The sequence below is a fragment of the Caenimonas terrae genome (assembly GCF_042655405.1).
GTDB lineage: Bacteria > Pseudomonadota > Gammaproteobacteria > Burkholderiales > Burkholderiaceae_C > Ramlibacter > Ramlibacter terrae_A.
This window is the reverse complement of record NZ_JBHSMF010000006.1, coordinates 471,924-488,042: the sequence shown is the minus strand read 5'-3', so window position 1 is coordinate 488,042 and position 16,119 is coordinate 471,924. Positions and strand designations below refer to the sequence as shown.

The 16,119-nt window shown below is 70.7% G+C and carries 17 protein-coding genes, 1 other RNA gene and 1 riboswitch; of the genes, 10 read left to right on the top strand and 8 right to left on the bottom strand.

The annotated features are described in order from the left end of the window. Window positions 1-15: 15 nt before the first annotated feature. The 3 genes from ACFPOE_RS09220 to gcl are packed head-to-tail and all read right to left on the bottom strand — an operon-like array spanning window position 16 to window position 2,886. A complete protein-coding gene (locus ACFPOE_RS09220) occupies window positions 16-801 on the bottom strand; it encodes a fumarylacetoacetate hydrolase family protein (protein WP_376849791.1) in 786 nt (261 codons plus the stop codon). Then, entirely contained in the window at window positions 798-1,058 is a 261-nt protein-coding gene (locus ACFPOE_RS09215) for an HAD family hydrolase (protein WP_376849790.1), read from the bottom strand. Before ACFPOE_RS09215 ends, ACFPOE_RS09220 begins: the two co-directional genes overlap by 4 nt. 31 nt (window positions 1,059-1,089) lie before the next feature. Then, a complete protein-coding gene (gcl, locus tag ACFPOE_RS09210) occupies window positions 1,090-2,886 on the bottom strand; it encodes a glyoxylate carboligase (protein ID WP_376849789.1) in 1,797 nt (598 codons plus the stop codon). Window positions 2,887-3,002: 116 nt separating this feature from the next. On the opposite strand from gcl, the gene ACFPOE_RS09205 reads away from it, so the two are divergent. Next, entirely contained in the window at window positions 3,003-3,992 is a 990-nt protein-coding gene (locus ACFPOE_RS09205) for a LysR family transcriptional regulator (RefSeq protein ID WP_376849788.1), read from the top strand. 105 nt (window positions 3,993-4,097) lie between these two features. Here the strand turns inward: ACFPOE_RS09205 and ACFPOE_RS09200 are convergent, their stop codons facing one another. The 3 genes from ACFPOE_RS09200 to ssrS all read right to left on the bottom strand — a co-directional run bounded on the left by ACFPOE_RS09200 (window position 4,098) and on the right by ssrS (window position 6,085). After that, on the bottom strand, window positions 4,098-5,027 hold the full coding sequence (locus ACFPOE_RS09200; protein ID WP_376849787.1) for a methionyl-tRNA formyltransferase: 930 nt from the start codon (window positions 5,025-5,027) through the stop codon (window positions 4,098-4,100). Between the two features lie 7 nt (window positions 5,028-5,034). Next, window positions 5,035-5,832 (bottom strand): sulfite exporter TauE/SafE family protein, encoded by a 798-nt coding sequence (locus ACFPOE_RS09195; protein ID WP_376849786.1) that lies wholly within the window; start codon window positions 5,830-5,832, stop codon window positions 5,035-5,037. 73 nt (window positions 5,833-5,905) lie between these two features. Next, window positions 5,906-6,085: non-coding RNA, 6S RNA (gene ssrS / locus ACFPOE_RS09190), on the bottom strand. 170 nt (window positions 6,086-6,255) lie between these two features. Between ssrS and ACFPOE_RS09185 the strand changes: the two genes are divergently transcribed. The 3 genes from ACFPOE_RS09185 to ACFPOE_RS09175 are packed head-to-tail and all read left to right on the top strand — an operon-like array spanning window position 6,256 to window position 8,504. Then, window positions 6,256-6,492, top strand: a complete 237-nt coding sequence (locus tag ACFPOE_RS09185) for a PepSY domain-containing protein (protein ID WP_376849785.1) — start codon at window positions 6,256-6,258, stop codon at window positions 6,490-6,492. A gap of 9 nt (window positions 6,493-6,501) precedes the next feature. Continuing rightward, window positions 6,502-7,173, top strand: a complete 672-nt coding sequence (locus ACFPOE_RS09180; protein ID WP_376849784.1) for a response regulator transcription factor — start codon at window positions 6,502-6,504, stop codon at window positions 7,171-7,173. Then, the gene (locus tag ACFPOE_RS09175; protein ID WP_376849783.1) at window positions 7,170-8,504 is read left to right on the top strand and encodes an ATP-binding protein; all 1,335 of its coding nucleotides are present in this window, start codon (window positions 7,170-7,172) and stop codon (window positions 8,502-8,504) included. The genes ACFPOE_RS09180 and ACFPOE_RS09175 overlap by 4 nt, the downstream gene beginning before the upstream one ends. A 30-nt stretch (window positions 8,505-8,534) precedes the next feature. Here the strand turns inward: ACFPOE_RS09175 and ACFPOE_RS09170 are convergent, their stop codons facing one another. Then, on the bottom strand, window positions 8,535-8,864 hold the full coding sequence (locus tag ACFPOE_RS09170) for a cell division protein ZapA (protein WP_376849782.1): 330 nt from the start codon (window positions 8,862-8,864) through the stop codon (window positions 8,535-8,537). Then, entirely contained in the window at window positions 8,861-9,064 is a 204-nt protein-coding gene (locus tag ACFPOE_RS09165) for a DUF904 domain-containing protein (RefSeq protein WP_376849781.1), read from the bottom strand. Before ACFPOE_RS09165 ends, ACFPOE_RS09170 begins: the two co-directional genes overlap by 4 nt. A gap of 35 nt (window positions 9,065-9,099) precedes the next feature. Beyond that, window positions 9,100-9,342, top strand: a riboswitch (cobalamin riboswitch). Between the two features lie 76 nt (window positions 9,343-9,418). On the opposite strand from ACFPOE_RS09165, the gene ACFPOE_RS09160 reads away from it, so the two are divergent. From ACFPOE_RS09160 to ACFPOE_RS09135, 6 genes are read left to right on the top strand one after another with little or no spacing between them, the layout of a single operon-like run. After that, window positions 9,419-11,233, top strand: coding sequence for a TonB-dependent receptor domain-containing protein (locus ACFPOE_RS09160; protein WP_376849780.1), 1,815 nt, complete (start codon window positions 9,419-9,421; stop codon window positions 11,231-11,233). A 9-nt stretch (window positions 11,234-11,242) separates the two neighbouring features. Continuing rightward, window positions 11,243-12,052 carry a cobalamin-binding protein gene (locus ACFPOE_RS09155; protein WP_376849779.1) on the top strand — a complete coding sequence of 270 codons (810 nt, stop codon included), beginning with the start codon at window positions 11,243-11,245 and terminating at the stop codon, window positions 12,050-12,052. Further along, a complete protein-coding gene (locus ACFPOE_RS09150) occupies window positions 12,040-12,906 on the top strand; it encodes an ABC transporter substrate-binding protein (RefSeq protein ID WP_376849778.1) in 867 nt (288 codons plus the stop codon). The genes ACFPOE_RS09155 and ACFPOE_RS09150 overlap by 13 nt, the downstream gene beginning before the upstream one ends. Next, window positions 12,903-13,895, top strand: a complete 993-nt coding sequence (locus ACFPOE_RS09145) for a FecCD family ABC transporter permease (protein WP_376849777.1) — start codon at window positions 12,903-12,905, stop codon at window positions 13,893-13,895. The genes ACFPOE_RS09150 and ACFPOE_RS09145 overlap by 4 nt, the downstream gene beginning before the upstream one ends. Then, complete coding sequence (locus ACFPOE_RS09140; RefSeq protein WP_376849776.1) at window positions 13,892-14,674, top strand: ABC transporter ATP-binding protein; 783 nt, start codon at window positions 13,892-13,894, stop codon at window positions 14,672-14,674. The genes ACFPOE_RS09145 and ACFPOE_RS09140 overlap by 4 nt, the downstream gene beginning before the upstream one ends. Next, a complete protein-coding gene (locus ACFPOE_RS09135) occupies window positions 14,671-16,113 on the top strand; it encodes a cobyric acid synthase (protein ID WP_376849775.1) in 1,443 nt (480 codons plus the stop codon). The genes ACFPOE_RS09140 and ACFPOE_RS09135 overlap by 4 nt, the downstream gene beginning before the upstream one ends. Window positions 16,114-16,119 lie beyond the last annotated feature (6 nt).

The following is a 16,119-nucleotide window of genomic DNA, read 5'->3' as shown; positions in this document are numbered from 1 at the left end:
ATCGCTCCAAGGAAGTTATTCGAACCGGTTGCGAAGTCTGCCGACGCCGGCAATCTCCACCTCGATCGTGCTGCCGGGCTTCATCGAGCCGACGCCGACCGAGGTGCCGCAAAGAATCAGGTCGCCCGGCTCCAGCGTCATGTCCTGCGAGATCAGGCTCACCAGCTGCGCGGCGGAAAAGCGCATGTCGCTGATCGGGTAGTCCTGCCGCAGCTCGCCGTTGAGGATGGTCTTCACCGCCAACGTGGCCGGGTCGATGCCGGTCGCGACCGCCGGCCCGAACGGGCAGAAGGTGTCGAAGCCCTTGGCCCGGGCCCACTGCGGGAAGGTGGGATCGCGGTGCAGGATGTCGGCCAGCGTCACGTCGTTGGCGCAGGTGTAGCCCAGCACGTGGTCCAGCGCGCGGGACTCGCTCACGCCGGACGCTCGCTTGCCGATCACGATGGCCAGCTCGCCCTCGAACACCACCTTGCCGTCGCAGCGCGGCTTGCGGATCACGCCGCCTGGCGCCAGCGTCGAGGTGGAGGCCTTCACCAGGTACAGCGGCTCGGCCGGGTCCGGCAGGCCGAGCCTGGCGCCGAGCGCATGGAAGTTGTTCCACAGCGCGATGATCTTGCCGGGCTCGACCGGCGCCAGCAGCTGCACATCGGCCAACGCGACGGTCCGCTCGGTCGGCAGCGCGCCGGCGAACATGTCGCCCTCGCAGACGCGCACGCGCTGCTGGTCGCGCTCCAGCGTGCCGAAGCGGATCTCGCCCTGGTCGAGGAAGCGGACCCAGTGCGCGACAGGGCCGGCCGTCACGCTGCCGCGCCGCCGAGACGGCGGGCCTTGACGGATTCCACTGCGGCCACCAGGAACTCCGGGTCGTAGGCGCGCAGCAGGTGCGGCCGCTCGGTTTCCAGGTAGCGGCGCACGCCGCAGCCGTGGCCGGCCAGCCGCTGGTAGGTGGCGGCGTCCCAGTGCCAGGGCAGGTCCAGTTCCTGGAAGGCCGCGTTGTAGGCGTGGCGCTGCGCTTCGACGGCCGGGTCGTTGGCGGCGGTGGTGGGGGTGTTGGACATGGGATCTCCTTGAACTTGAATCTGGCTGGCGTCAATCGAGCAGGCCGGCCAGCTCCAGGCCGCGCAGGCCTTCGGGATGGCGGCAGTCGATCGGCTCGAATTCGTTGACCTTGTCGATCTCGGTGCCCATCGCGATGTTGGTCACCTTCTCCAGGATCACTTCCACGACCACCGGCACGCGGTGCTCGGCGGCGAGCGCGCGGGCCTGCTTGAGCGTGGCCTGGATCTGGCCCGGCTCGGTGACGCGCAGCGCCTTGCAGCCCAGACCCTCGACCACCTTCACATGGTCCACGCCGTAGCCGCGCAGCGCATCGCCGGGCTCGCCGACGTTGATGTTGTCGAAGGCGAGCTGCACGCAGTAATCCATCTCGAAGCCGCGCTGGGCCTGGCGGATCAGGCCGAGGTACGAGTTGTTCACCAGCACGTGGATGTAGGGCAGCCTGAACTGCGCGCCGACGGCCAGCTCCTCCAGCAGGAACTGGAAGTCGTAGTCGCCGCCGATCGCCACCACCGTACGCGTCGGGTCGGACGCCACCACGCCCAGCGCCGCCGGCATCGACCAGCCCAGCGGGCCGGCCTGGCCGCAGTTGATCCACTGCCGCGGGCCGTAGATGTTCATGAACTGGCCGGCCGCGATCTGGCTCAGGCCGATGTTGCTGACGTACACGGTGTCGCGCGGGAAGGCGAGGTTCATCTCCTCGTACACGCGCTGCGGCTTGATCGGCACTTCGTCGAAATGGCTCTTGCGCAGCATCAGGCGCTTGCGCTCGGCGCAGCGGAAGGCCCAGTCGCTGCGGTCGGCGAGCTGCCCCGCGGCCTGGCGCTCGCGCGCCACCTGCACGAACAATTCGAGTGCCGCCTTCGCGTCCGACACGATGCCGAAGTCGGGCGTGAACACGCGGCCGATCTGCGTGGGCTCGATGTCGACGTGGACGAAGGTGCGGCCCTTCGTGTAGACGTCGATCGAGCCGGTGTGGCGGTTGGCCCAGCGGTTGCCGATGCCCAGCACGAAGTCGCTGGCCAGCATGGTGGCGTTGCCGTAGCGGTGGCTGGTCTGCAGGCCGACCATGCCGGCCATCAGCGGATGGTCGTCGGGGATCGCGCCCCAGGCCATCAGCGTCGGGATCACCGGGATGCCGGTGAGCTCGGCGAATTCCACCAGCAGCGCGCTGGCGTCGGCGTTGATGATGCCGCCGCCGGCCACGATCAGCGGGCGCTGCGCGCCGGCCAGCATGTCCAGCGCCTTCTCGACCTGCCTGCGGCTGGCGGCCGGCTTGTAGACCGGCAGCGGCTCGTAGCTGTCGATGTCGAACTCGATCTGCGCCATCTGAACGTCGAACGGCAGGTCCAGCAGCACCGGCCCGGGCCGGCCGGAGCGCATCAGGTGGAATGCCTGCTGCAGCGCGCCGGGCAGCTGCCCGGGCTCGCGCACGGTGCAGGCCCATTTGGTCACCGGCTTGGCGATCGATTCGATGTCCACCGCCTGGAAATCTTCCTTGTGCAGCTTGGCGCGCGGGGCCTGGCCGGTGATGCACAGGATCGGGATGCTGTCGGCGCTGGCCGAATACAGGCCGGTAATCATGTCGGTGCCGCCGGGGCCCGAGGTGCCCAGGCACAGGCCGATGTTGCCGGCCCGCGCCCGGGTGTAACCCTCGGCCATGTGGGAGGCGGCCTCCACGTGGCGGGCCAGGATGTGGGTGATCGTCTGGCGTTCTCGCATCGCCGCGTACAGCGGGTTGATCGCGGCCCCGGGGACGCCGAAGGCCTGGCCCACGCCTTCCTTCTCCAGCACCAGCACGGCGGCCATCGCGGCCTTCATCTTCGCCATCGTTGTCTCCTTCGCTACCTTCGATGGGTCCAATGTAGGCAGGCGCAACGATTAAGGATAGTGAAAGTATTTGATCATCACCATAATGTAGGAGTTATGGATCAAGATCGGCAGCCATGAAGAATGCAACCCTGCGGCAACTGAAGGTGTTCGAGGCGGTGGCGCGCAACCTGAGCTTTTCGCGCGCGGCCGAGGAGCTGCACCTCACCCAGCCCGCGGTTTCGACGCAGGTGAAGAAGCTGGAGGAGCACGCCGGGCTGCCGCTGTTCGAGCAGCTGGGCAAGAAGATCCACCTGACGCCGGCCGGAGTGGAGATGCTGCATTCGAGCCGCGTCATCATCGCGCAGTTCCAGCAGGTGGAAGAGACGATGACCCAGTTCAAGGGCGTCTCCGGCGGCACGCTGAACGTGGCGGTGATCAGCGCCGGCGACTACTTCTTTCCCAAGCTGCTGGTGCAGTTCGCCGGCCTGCATCCGGGCGTGGCGCTGAACTTCAACGTGGTCAACCGCGAGCAGCTGCTGCAGCAGCTGGCCGACAACGTCACCGACCTGGCGATCATGGTGCGGCCGCCGCTGGACCTGGACACGGTCAACGAGCCGTTCGCCCCGCATCCCTACGTGATCGTCGCGCCGGCCGGCCATCCGCTGGCGGGCCGCAAGCGCATCCCGGTGTCGCGGCTGGCGCGCGAGCCCTTCGTCGCCCGAGAAACCGGCTCGGACACCTGGAACTCGATGCTCGAAGCCTTCGGCAGCCACATGGCCGAACTGAACATCGCGATGAAGATCCGCAGCACCGAGACCATCAAGCAGGCGGTGATCGCCGGCATGGGCGTGAGCTTCCTGTCGGCCCACACCATCGTGCGCGAGCTGCAGTCGCGCAGCCTGGCGGTGCTGGACGTGCAGGGCTTTCCGATGATGGCGCACTGGTACGTGGTGCACCGCCGCCACAAGCGCCTGCCGCCGGTGGCGCAGGCCTTCCGCCAGTTCCTGCTGGAGGACTCAGCCGCGCTGATCGAGCCGACGCTGGGACCGGGATCGGGATCGGACAGCCGGACGCAGAAGACGCAGAAGCAAAGCGGAACACGCAAAAAGGAAGAAGAACGTTGAAGGATTGAATTCAACCCTTTGACGATTTCCTTCTGCGCCTTCTGCGCCTTCTGCGTTGCTTCTGCGCTTTCTGCGTCCGGCTGTCGCTTTCGGACGTCCGGGTGCCTAGGGCTTGTCGAAGACGGTGACCAGCCCGCGCAGGCGCGCGAACTCGCCGGCGTTCATCTTGGCGCCGCCCTCGGGCCGCACGCGGAGCACCTTGATCTCGCCGCCGTGGGCATCGAACACGATCGCGTCCTGGGTGATGGCGGTGATCTCGCCGGGCTTGCCGCGGATCTGGCCGTGCCGGCTGATGGTGCGCTTGCGGCTGTCGTACAGGTGGACCTTCTCGCCGGCGATGCGGGTCCAGGCGCCCGGCGCGGGGTTGCAGGCGCGGATCAGGTTGTAGATCTGGTCGACGTGGATGCCCCAGTGGATCTTCGACTCCTCGTCGTGGAACCAGCCCTCGTAGCTGGCCTGGCTCTCGTCCTGCGGCTGCTCGGTGTGCTGGCCGGCCACGACCAGCGTCGATGCCTCCAGCAGCGCCTGCACGCCCAGCGGAAACAGCTTCTTGAAATAGACGTCGCCCAGCGTCTCGTCGGGACCGATGGCGACCGTGCGCTGCAGGATCACCGGCCCTTCGTCCAGGCCGTCGGTGGGCCGGAAGATCGTCAGCCCGGTCGCGGTGGCGCCCAGCGAGATCGGCCAGTTGATCGACGACGGGCCGCGGTGCAGCGGCAGCAGCGACGGGTGGTACTGGATGGTGCCGTGGCGCGGCGTGTTGACGAACTCCTGCGAGGCGAACTGCAGCACGTAGGCCATCACGCCCAGGTCGGCGTCGAGCTCGCGCATCGCCTGCACCGCCGCTTCGTTGCGCAGGCTCTTGAGCTGGAACAGCGGCAGGCCGTGCGCCTGCGCCGCCAGCCGCACGACGTCGGGCTTCTCGCCCGGCTTTTCGGGCGCGCAGAACACGCCGGCGATGGTGTCGCCGCGGGCGATGAAGGCATCGAGCGCCGCCTTGCCGAAGTCGTGGTGTCCGATGAATGCGATTTTCATGGGTGGGTCAGCGAAACAGGAAATAGGCCGCCAGACAATACAGCACCAGCGCGAACACCCGCTTGAGCGGCCGGATGTCCATGCCGTGCGCGGTGCGCGCGCCCAGCGGCGCCATCGTCATGCTGGCCAGCGAGATCAGCACCAGGCCGGGCAGGTAGAGATAGCCCAGGCTGCCGGGCAGGTTCTGCAGGTTGCGCCCGGCCCAGACATAGCTGGCCGTGCCCGCCAGCGCCACCGGGAAGCCGAGCGCGGCGGAGGTGGCAACCGCGTTGTGGATCCTGACGTTGCACCACTGCATGAAGGGCACCGAGACGAAGGCGCCGCCCGCGCCCACCAGCGCCGACAGCACGCCGATGCCGCCGCCCACCGCCACCATGCCCGGCGTGCCGGGCAGCGTGCGGGTCGGCTCGGGCTTGCGATTGAGCAGCATCTGCGTGGCCGCGAAGGTGATGAAGACGGAGAACAGGATGCTCAGCGCGCGGGTGGGCATGGCCACCGCCACCTGCGCGCCGAGCGCGGCGCCCAGCAGGATGCCGGGCGTGAGCCGCAGCACCACCGGCCACAGCACGGCGCCGCGCTTGTGGTGGGCGCGCACCGAGCTGATCGAGGTGAAGCAGATCGTCGCCAGCGAGGTGGCCACCGCCATCTTGACGATGTGCTCGGGCGGGAAGCCCTTGGCCGCCAGCACGAAGGTGACGGCCGGGACCATCAGCATGCCGCCGCCGATGCCCAGCAGCCCCGCCAGGAAGCCTGTGGCCAGGCCGAGCAGGAGCAGTTCGGCGATCAGTCGGGGTTCGAGGAACATCGGTGGGGTTGTTGGCTGCTGCGCAACCCCGGATTGTGGCGCCTGCCGGCCGGGTGGCCGCAGGGCAGGAAAAAAGGTGTCTGCAAGTGCCACCGGACCGGCATCCTGAACCGGAGTTCAGGTGGGCTAGGTCAACCCCGCGTTGGGTTCATGTGACGCGACATGATCACGCTCGCGGGGCGATGTTCCAGGCCCGGGCTCTAAGAGCATTGGTTCAAGGAAATATAAAGCCCGGCACGCACTGCAGACACGATCGATTGTAGGCGCTCGGCGGCCGCTCGTGGGCCAAAACCGGACCCGTTGCGCGGCGAAACAAAGACGGCTTGACAGCCGGCGGCTTTGTGCGATCCGTTCAGCATCCGTTCATGGGCGCACTGGCACCATTGCCTTCTTCCATCCGGTGCAAGGGACTACCATACCGCCATGAAAACGCTGATTCACCTGCTCTGCGCCGCGCTGCTCGCGCTGGCCGCGCCGGCCTGGGCCAGCGTCGGCCGCGACGAGGCGGCCGCGGTCGCCCAAGGCACCAACGGCGGCCGCGTGCTGTCGGTCGAGAAATCCGAATCCGGCGGCCACGCCGTATGGCGCGTCAAGCTGGTCACGCCGCAGGGCGAGGTCCGCGTGATCCTGGTGGACGTCGCCACCGGCAGGCGGCTCTAGTCCGCGGCCATGCGCCTGTTGCTGGTCGAGGACGACGCGGCGCTGCGGCTCGGGCTGGCGCGCCAGCTGGAGGCCGAGGGCTACCGCGTCGACCAGGCGGCCGACGGTGCCGACGGGCTGTTCCAGGCGCGCGAATATCCGGTGGACCTGGCCATCGTCGACCTCGGCCTGCCTAAGGTGGACGGTATCACCATCGTGCAGAAGCTGCGCGCCGAAGGGCGCACGTTGCCGATCCTGGTGCTGACGGCGCGCGGCAGCTGGCAGGAGAAGGTGCGCGGCCTGGAAGCGGGCGCCGACGACTACCTGGTCAAGCCCTTCGACTACCCGGAGCTGGCCGCCCGGGTCAAGGCGCTGCTGCGGCGCGCGACCAAGTCGGCCTCCGACGTGCTTTCGTTCGGCACGCTGGCCATCGACCTGTCGGCACAGGTGGCGCGGCTGGCCGGCGAGCCGCTGGAGCTGACCGCCTTCGAGTTCCGCCTGCTCGAATACCTGGCGCGCGAGCGGGCGCGGGTGGTCAGCAAGAAGGAGCTGTCCGACTACCTCTATCCGCACGACGAGGACCGCGACAGCAACGTGCTGGAAGTGCTGATCGGCCGGCTGCGCAAGAAGCTCGATCCGGACGGCGCGCTGCAGCCGATCGAGACGCTGCGCGGGCGCGGCTACCGTTTCGCGCTCGAATGAAGCTGCACCGCTCCATCCGCGCCCGCCTGATCCTGGGCGCCGCGGCGGTGCTGCTGGCCTTTGTCACGGCGGCCGGCCTGGCGGTGCAGCGGGCCCACGCGGACAGCGTGCGCGTGTCCCATTTCGCACAGCTGCAGGGCACGGTGTACCTGCTGCTGGCCGCGGCGGAGCTGGACGCCGACGGCGCGCTGCAGATGCCCTCGGCCTTCGCCGAGCCGCGGCTGTCGCTGCCCGGATCGGGCCTGTACGCCAGCATCTACAGCACCGCGCGCAACGAGCAGTGGCAGTCGCCGTCGGCGCTGGGCGCCAACCTGCCGTTCCAGCGCGAGGCGGCAGTCGGCCAGTGGCGCTACGACACGCTGGATCGGCCCGGCGCCGGCTTCCTGGCCGCCACCTACGGCGTGCGCTGGGCCACGCAGCAGCAGCGCGAGGCGCCGCTGGTGCTGTCGGTGCTGCAGGACAAGTCGGAGTCGGACCGCGAGATCGCCGCCTTCAACCGCACGCTGTGGTCGTGGCTGGGCGGCGCCGCCTTCCTGCTGCTGTTCGCCCAGACGCTGCTGCTGGAGTGGGCGCTGGCGCCGCTGCGCCGGGTGGCGGCCGAGATCCGGCGCATCGAGAGCGGCGAGCAGTCGCGCATCGAGGGCGACTACCCGGCCGAACTCACCGGCCTCACCGGCAACCTCAACGCGCTGATCGGCCAGGAGCGGGTGCGCCAGACCCGCTACAAGGAAGCGCTCAGCTTCCTGGCGCACAGCCTGAAGACGCCGCTGGCGGTGCTGCGCACCGGCCTGGGCGAGCCGGCCGCCCTGCCGGCCATGGTGGCGCAGCAGGTGGCGCGGATGGACGACATCGTGCAGCACCAGCTCGGGCGCGCCGCCGCCAGCGGCGCCGCGCGCTTCGCGCCGCAGCTGCTGCTGGCACCGGTGCTGGCGCGCATCCGCGACTCGCTCAACAAGGTCTACGCCGACAAGGGGCTGGAGATCGGCGTCGATTGCCCGCCCGAGCTGGGCTGGCGCATCGACGAGGGCGATGCCTTCGAGCTGCTGGGCAACCTGATGGACAACGCCGCCAAATGGGCGCGGCACCGGGTGGCGGTGCGCCTGGCGCGCGACGGCGCCCGCCTGTCGATCCGGGTGGAGGACGACGGTCCCGGCTTCAGCGACGTGGAATCGATCCTGCAGCTGCACGTGCGGCTGGACGAACGGGTGTCCGGCCACGGCGTCGGGCTGGCCGTGGTCAACGAGCTGGTTGCCAGCCACGATGGCGAGTTGAAGCTGTCGCGCGGCGCCTTGGGCGGCGCCCAGGTGGAGGTCTTGCTGCCGGTGGCGTGAGTCCTGGCGTGCCAGGAGAGACGCAAAGCGCTAGAGCAGCCGGCCGTCGTCGCCGAGCGCGCCATCCAGGCGGGCCAGCAGCGCGGCCAGCACCGGGTCGCGGGCTTCGCCGGCCAGGGCGGGCTCGGAGCTGCGCGCGGCCGGCGCGAGGGCGGGGGGCGGAACCGGCGCCACATCGAACGCGAGGTTGAGCGCGGCCAGCACCGCGATGCGGTCCCTGGCCTTCACCTTGCCGGCGTCGCGGATCTTGCACATCGCGGTGTCCACCCGCTCCACCGCTTCCAGCAGCCGCCCCTGGCCGCCTTCGGGGCAGCCGAGCAGGTAGCTCTGGCCCATGATCTGGACTTCGAGTTGCTTCATGAGGCGATCGGCAGGCGTTCCAGCAGCGCGTCGACGCGGGCGCGCGCCGCGGCCAGCCGCGACTTGAGCGAGTCGCGCTCGGTGGTGAGCGCCTCCACCTGCTGCGCCAGCAGCGCGTTGGTGCGCTGCAGTTCCTCGTAGCGAACCAGCAGCCGCTCCACGCGTTCTGCAATCTGCTCGATTTGGTGTGCGCTGGACATACGGGTTCGATTGTAGGGTTTGTGACAAACCGTGGCCTTAAAATCGGCGCGTTGGTGCTCGCGGTGTGGTTCACATGCCGCAGTTCAACGGGAAGCAGGAAGGAATGCCGGTAACGGCGGACCTCACCTGCGCTGCCCCCGCAACGGTCGCGGAACGGACGGCACGACAATGCCGTCCCGCTTCCATCACACAGCCACTGGGCGCGTCGAACAGGCGCCTGGGAAGGCGATGGAAGCGCTCCGCCAGCCCGGATACCGGCCAACGACGTGGGCCGCGCCTTCCGGGGTGCGGCCTTGACGCCCAGTGCACCGGCGGGGAAGCCGGTGCGGGCATTCGATTCGTGTCTGCATCCCATGAAACATCCCGTGTTCCCCGCCCGCCTGGGCCTGCTCCCGCTGGCGTGCTTCGCCGCGTTCCCGGCCTGGCCGCAAGCCCGCACCTACGCGCTGAACGACGTGGTGGTCACCGCCACCCGCAGCGCCAGCGCGGTCGACGAGCTGGTCAGCGACGTCACCGTCATCTCGCGCGAGACCATCGAGAACTCCACCGCGCGCACCCTGCCCGAACTGCTGGCGCGCAGCGCCGGGCTTCAGTTCAGCTCCAGCGGCGGGCTGGGAAAGACCTCCAGCGTGTTCGTGCGCGGCACCGAGAACCGCCACACCATCCTGCTGGTGGACGGCGTGCGGCTGGGCTCGGCCACCACCGGCAACCCGACCTGGGACAACATCCCGCTGGACATGATCGAGCGCATCGAGGTGCTCAAGGGGCCGGCGTCGGCGCTGTACGGCAGCGAAGGCGTGGGCGGCGTGGTGCAGGTGTTCACCCGCAAGGGCAGCACCGGCTTCCACCCCAATGCATCGGCCACGGCCGGCAGCGTCGGCCACCGCCAGCTGGCGGCCGGCGCCTCGGGCGGGCAGGGCGCGCTGGGCTACTCGGTGGGCGTCCAGCGCACCCGCGAGCAGGGCTTTTCCGCCACCAACGCACGGGTGCCTTTCGGCAGCTTCAATCCCGATCCCGACGGCTTCAGCCAGGACGCGGTCAATGCGTCGCTGCAGTACCGCCTCAGCCCCGACTGGCGGATCGACGCCGGCCTGCTGCATTCGGAAGGCCGCAACGAGTTCGACGACGGCCCGGGCCGCGACGCGCGCGAGGTGGTGCGCTCGCAGGTGGCGCACGTCGGCGTGAAGGGCCGGCTGCTGCCGGCCTGGCAAAGCGAGCTGACGCTGGCCCGCAGCGAGGACGTCGACGACTCGGTGGTGGCCGCGTTTCCGGGCGAGTTCAGGACGCAGCAGCGCCAGTGGACCTGGCAGAACACGGTCGACAGCCCGCTGGGCATCGTGCTCGCCGGGCTCGAGCAGCGGCTGCAGAAGGTGGACAGCAGCACCGCATACGTGGCGACGCGGCGCACGATCAACTCCGCCTTCGCCGGCATCAACGGCAGCAGCGGCCCCCACAGCTGGCAGGCCAACCTGCGGCGCGACGACAACTCGCAGTTCGGCGCCAACACCACCGGCTTCATCGGCTACGGCCTGCGGATCGCGCCGGCCTGGCGGCTGAGCGCGTCGCACGGCACCAGCTTCGTCGCGCCCTCGTTCAACCAGCTGTACTACCCGGACTTCGGCAATCCGCTGCTGCAGCCCGAGCGCGGCCGCAACACGGACGTGGCGCTGACCTGGACGGCCCCCGGCCAGGAGGTCAGGCTGGTGCGCTTCGACAACCGGATCCGCGGCTACATGACCAGCACCACGGTGCCGACCAACATCCCGCAAAGCCGCATCGACGGCTGGACGCTGGGCTACGACGGGCGCTTCGGGCGGCTGGCGCTGCGGGCGTCGCTGGACCGGCTCGACCCGCGCAACGAGCTCACCGGCGCGCAGCTGCCGCGGCGGGCGAAGGAGCAGCTGGCGCTGGGCGCCGACTGGGAGCAGGGCGCGTGGCGCTACGGCGCCTCGCTGCTGCACGTGGGCGAGCGCTTCGACGACGTCGCCAACACCGCGCCGCTGGCGCCCTACAGCACGGTGGACGTCTATGCCGACTGGAAGTTCGCGCCGGCCTGGAGCGTGCAGGCCAAGCTGAACAACCTCACCGACAGGCAGTACGAGACCGCGCTCGGCTACAACCAGGCGCCGCGCAGCTTCTACCTGACGCTGCGCTGGCAGCCGAAGTAGAGTGGCCGGATGAGGATTGCCCACGGACCCGAACGAATCGTCTGCCTCACCGAGGAGACGACGGAGTGGCTGTACCTGCTCGGCCAGGAGGCGCGCATCGTCGGCATCTCCGGCTACACGGTGCGGCCGCGCCGGGCCCGCGAGGAAAAGCCCAGGGTGAGCGCCTTCCTCAGCGCCAGGATCGACAAGATCCTGGCGCTGCAGCCGGACTGCGTGTTCGGCTTCTCCGACCTGCAGGCCGACATCGCCGCCGACCTGATCCGCCAGGGCGTGCAGGTGACGGTGTTCAACCAGCGCAGCGTCGAGGAGATCTTGTCGGTGCTGTACCAGGTGGCGGCGATGGTGGGGCAGGCCCAGCGCGGGCTGGAGCTGCTGGAGGCGATGCGTGCGCGGCTGGCGCAGATCGAGGCCGCGGGCCGTGCGCTGCCGCGCCGGCCGCGCATCTATTTCGAGGAGTGGGACGAGCCGCCGATCAGTGCGATCCGCTGGGTCTCGCAGCTGGCCGGCATCGCCGGCGCCGACGACTGCTTTCCCGAGCTGGCGCAGATGCCGATGGGCAAGGACCGCATCGTGGCCGACGGCGCCGAGATCGTGCGCCGCAATCCCGACATCGTGGTCGGCTCCTGGTGCGGCAAGAAGTTCCGGCCGGAACAGGTCGCGGCCCGCCCCGGCTGGCAGGACGTCAACGCCGTGAAGAACGGGCAGCTGTTCGAGATCAAGTCGGCCGACATCCTGCAGCCGGGGCCGGCAGCGCTGACCGACGGTGTCGAGCAGCTGCACGAGATCGTGCTGCGATGGAGCAGAACATGCGCTGGCTGACCGCCTTGCTGCTGGCGCTGGCGCTGCAGGTCCACGCCGTGACCGTCACCGACGAGCGCGGCGTGAGTGTCACGCTGGCGCAGCCGCCGCAGCGCATCGTCACGCTGATGCCGGCGCTGGCCGAGATGGTGTGCGAGCTCGGCGCCTGCGCGCGGCTGGTCGGCGTCGACGACTACGCCAACTGGCCGGAAGCGGTGCGCAGGCTGCCGCACGTCGGCGGGCTGGAAGACGCGCGCATCGAGGCCATCGTGGCGCTGCGGCCGGACGTGGTGCTGATGCCGCTGTCGTCGCGCGCGCTGGCGCGGCTGGACGCGCTCGGCCTGAAGGTGGTGGCGCTGGAGCCCACCAGCATGGACGACGTGCGCCGGGTGCTGCTGCAGATCGGCGAGGTGCTCGGCCTGCCGCCCGAAGTCGCGCAGGCGAGCTGGCGGCGCATCGACCAGGGCGTGGAGGCCGCCGCCCGCAGCCTGCCGCCGGCGCTGCGCGGCACGCGGGTCTATTTCGAGGTGAGCAGCGGCCCCTATGCGGCCAGCGAATCGTCCTTCCTCGGCCAGGTGCTGGCGCGCGTCGGCGCGGCCAACGTGGTGCCGGGCGCGCTCGGACCCTTTCCCAAGCTCAACCCGGAATTCGTGGTGCGGGCCGATCCCGATCTGATCATGCTGTCGGACCGCAATCCGCAGTCGCTGCGGCAGCGCCCCGGCTGGGACCGCATCCGCGCCGTGCGCGAGCAGCGCATCTGCGCGTTCACGCCGCAGCAGGGCGACGTGCTGGTGCGGCCCGGGCCGCGCATGGCGCAGGGCGCGCAGCTGATGGTGCAGTGCCTGCAGGGCCGGCTGAACGGGCGCGCGCCGTGAATGGCGCCGTCCGGCGGCCGCTCGGGCTGGCGCTGTTGCTGCTGGCACTGAGCGCGGCCCTGTGCCTGCTGGGAAGCGCCGTCGGCAGCCTGGGTTTCGAGCCGCTGTGGAACCGCGCCGGCGACGCCTCCGCTGCCATCCTGTGGGAGATCCGCGTGCCGCGCACCCTGGGCGCCTGGCTGGCCGGTGCGCTGCTGGGGCTCGCCGGCGCGGTGGCGCAGGGGCTGTTCCGCAATCCGCTGGCCGATCCCTACCTGCTGGGAAGCGCCACCGGCGCGGCCTTCGGCGTCGCGGTGCTGCTGGTGCTGATCGGCGTCTCGCCGGTGGCCGCGTCCGGCTGGGGCGCGCGGATCGGGCTCACCGGCGCCGGCTTTCTGGGCGCGGTGCTGGCGGTGCTCGTGACGCTGGGCCTGGCGCGCGGCGTGCAGCAGACGCTGCGCCTGCTGCTGGCCGGCGTGGTGGTGGGCATGCTGTTCGGCGCGTTCTCGGCGCTGCTGATGTTCTGGGTGCCGGAGATCATGCGGACGATGCAGGCCTTCCTGCTCGGGACCACCGGCTTTCTCGGCTGGGCCAGCGTCGGCCTGCTGGCCGGCGTGTTCGCGCTCACGCTGCTGGTGGCCACCGGCGCCAGCCGCTCGCTGGACGCGCTGGCGCTGGGCGACACCACCGCCGCCAGCCTGGGGGTGGCGCTGGCGCCGGTGCGCGCCGTGCTGATCGCGGTGGTGGCGCTGGCCACCGGCGCGGCGGTCGCGCAGGTCGGCCTGATCGCCTTCATCGGCCTGGTGGCGCCGCACCTGGTGCGCGCCGCCGTCAAGCCCACCCACCGCTGGCTGCTGCCGCTGTCGGCGCTGGCCGGCGCCGTGCTGCTGCTGGCCGCCGACGTGCTGGCCCGCTGGCTGCTGGCGCCGCAGGAGCTGCCCGTGGGCGTGCTCACCGCAGTGCTGGGCGGCGGCTACCTGCTGTGGCTGATGCACCGGAGGCCGCTGTGAGTGCGCCGGCGTTCGCGGCGCAGGGCCTGGCGGTGCAACTGGGCGCGGCGCAGGTGCTGCACGGCATCGACCTGCAGATTCCCGCCGGCCGCTGGACCTGCATCGTCGGCCCCAACGGCGCCGGCAAGACCACGCTGCTCAAGGCGATCGCGCGGCTGCTGCCGCACGGCGGCCGGGTGCAGTTCATGGGCCGCGACCACGCGCTGTGGCGCCAGCGCGAGCTGGCGCGCCAGCTGGCCTGGCTGGGACAGAACGAAGCCGGCGCCGAAGACCTGCTGGCGCGCGACGTGGTGATGCTGGGGCGCTTGCCGCACCAGCCCTGGCTGGGCGCGGCGTCGTCCGGCGACCACGCCGCGGTGCAGGCCGCGATGCGCCAGACCCAGTGCTGGGACTGGCGCGAGCGGGCGCTGGGCAGCCTGTCCGGCGGCGAACGGCAGCGGGTGCTGCTGGCCCGCGCGCTGGCGGTGCAGGCACCGGTGCTGCTGATGGACGAGCCGCTGGCCAGCCTGGATCCGCCGCACCAGTCGGACTGGCTGCAGATCGTGCGCAGCCACGTCGCCGGCGGCGGCACCGTGGTGAGCGTGCTGCACGAGCTCACGATGGCGCTGCACGCCGACGACATGGTGATCGTGGCGGCGGGCCGGGTGGTGCACCAGGGCGCCTGCGCCGACCGCGCGACCCACCGGGCGCTGGCCGAGGTGTTCGAGGGCCGGATCGCGGTGCATGCGCTGGCCGGCCAGTGGGTGGCCCTGCCGCAGCTGCAGCGGGGCAGCGCATGACGGCGCGCTGCGTGATGGTGCTGGGCACGAGCAGCGGCGCCGGCAAGAGCCTGCTGGCCACCGCGCTGTGCCGCTGGTATGCGCGCCAGGGCTTCAAGGTGGCGCCGTTCAAGGCGCAGAACATGAGCAACAACGCGCGCGTCGTCGCCGGCGGCGAGATCGGCGCCGCACAGTACTTCCAGGCGCTGGCGGCGCAGGCCGAGCCGGACGTGCGGATGAATCCGCTGCTGCTCAAGCCGGAGAGCGACACCCACAGCCAGGTCGTGCTGCTGGGACAGGTGGACGAGGCGCTGAGCCGCCAGCCCTGGCGCGGCCGCAGCGCCAGCGTCTGGCCTGTGCTGGCGCAGTCGCTGGACGCGTTGCGCTCGGAATGCGAGGTGGTGGTGATCGAGGGCGCCGGCTCGCCGGCCGAGATCAACCTCAGGGACAGCGACGTGGTGAACATGCGCGTGGCGGCGCATGGCGATGCGCAGTGCCTGCTGGTCACCGACATCGACCGCGGCGGCGCCTTCGCCCACCTGTACGGCACCTGGGCGCTGCTGGACGCCGGCGAGCGCGGGCGCATCCGCGGCTTCGTGCTGAACAAGTTCCGCGGCGACGCGGCGCTGCTGGCGCCGGGCCCGCAGCTGCTGGAGCAACTGACCGGCGTGCCGACGGTGGCGACGCTGCCGATGTGGCGCCAGCACGGCCTGCCGGAGGAAGACGGCTTCTTTCACCCGCTGTCGCCGGCGCCCGATGCGACGCGGCAGCTCACCGTCGCCGTCATCGCGTACCCGCGCATCAGCAACCTGGACGAATTCCAGCCGCTGGCCAACATCCCCGGCGTGCAACTGCTGTGGGCGCGCACGCCGGCGCAGCTGGCGCAGGCCGACTGGATCGTGTTGCCCGGCTCCAAGCACACCAGCGGCGACCTGGCCTGGCTGCGCGCGCGCAGGCTCGATGCGGCGGTCGCACGCCATGCCGCCGCCGGCCGGCCGGTGCTGGGCATCTGCGGCGGGCTGCAGATGCTGGGCGAGGCGCTGATCGATCCGCACGGCATCGACGGCAACGGCCCGGGGCTGGGGCTGCTTCCGCTGGTGACGGTGTTCGAGGCCGGCAAGACGGTCGCGCGCACCACCGCGGTCTTCGGCCAGGTGGCCGGCGCCTGGTCGGCGCTGGCCGGCATCGCGCTGCAGGGCTACGAGATCCACCATGGCCGCACGGCGCAGCATCCGGCGATGGGGCCGGCGCTGCCGGTGATGGAGCGCGCACTCGCCTGGCAGAACGCGCAGGGCAACGTGCTGGGCGTGTACCTGCACGGCCTGTTCGAGTCGCCCGCGGTGCTGCAGGCGCTGTTCGGCGCCGGCGTGCCGACGCTGGAAACGGTGTTCGACGGCCTGGCCGATTACGCCGATCGCCACTTCGCGTCCGGGGTGCTGCGCAGGCTGTTGCAGGCCTGACGGGTC

Bases quoted from the DNA above. Each gene is read 5' to 3' on its own strand.
- ACFPOE_RS09215 (WP_376849790.1), bottom strand. From the start codon at position 1,058: ATGTCCAACACCCCCACCACCGCCGCCAACGACCCGGCCGTCGAAGCG.
- gcl (WP_376849789.1), bottom strand. From the start codon at position 2,886: ATGGCGAAGATGAAGGCCGCGATGGCCGCCGTGCTGGTGCTGGAGAAG.
- ACFPOE_RS09205 (WP_376849788.1), top strand. From the start codon at position 3,003: ATGAAGAATGCAACCCTGCGGCAACTGAAGGTGTTCGAGGCGGTGGCG.
- ACFPOE_RS09200 (WP_376849787.1), bottom strand. From the start codon at position 5,027: ATGAAAATCGCATTCATCGGACACCACGACTTCGGCAAGGCGGCGCTC.
- ACFPOE_RS09195 (WP_376849786.1), bottom strand. From the start codon at position 5,832: ATGTTCCTCGAACCCCGACTGATCGCCGAACTGCTCCTGCTCGGCCTG.
- ACFPOE_RS09185 (WP_376849785.1), top strand. From the start codon at position 6,256: ATGAAAACGCTGATTCACCTGCTCTGCGCCGCGCTGCTCGCGCTGGCC.
- ACFPOE_RS09180 (WP_376849784.1), top strand. From the start codon at position 6,502: ATGCGCCTGTTGCTGGTCGAGGACGACGCGGCGCTGCGGCTCGGGCTG.
- ACFPOE_RS09175 (WP_376849783.1), top strand. From the start codon at position 7,170: ATGAAGCTGCACCGCTCCATCCGCGCCCGCCTGATCCTGGGCGCCGCG.
- ACFPOE_RS09170 (WP_376849782.1), bottom strand. From the start codon at position 8,864: ATGAAGCAACTCGAAGTCCAGATCATGGGCCAGAGCTACCTGCTCGGC.
- ACFPOE_RS09165 (WP_376849781.1), bottom strand. From the start codon at position 9,064: ATGTCCAGCGCACACCAAATCGAGCAGATTGCAGAACGCGTGGAGCGG.
- ACFPOE_RS09160 (WP_376849780.1), top strand. From the start codon at position 9,419: ATGAAACATCCCGTGTTCCCCGCCCGCCTGGGCCTGCTCCCGCTGGCG.
- ACFPOE_RS09155 (WP_376849779.1), top strand. From the start codon at position 11,243: ATGAGGATTGCCCACGGACCCGAACGAATCGTCTGCCTCACCGAGGAG.
- ACFPOE_RS09150 (WP_376849778.1), top strand. From the start codon at position 12,040: ATGCGCTGGCTGACCGCCTTGCTGCTGGCGCTGGCGCTGCAGGTCCAC.
- ACFPOE_RS09135 (WP_376849775.1), top strand. From the start codon at position 14,671: ATGACGGCGCGCTGCGTGATGGTGCTGGGCACGAGCAGCGGCGCCGGC.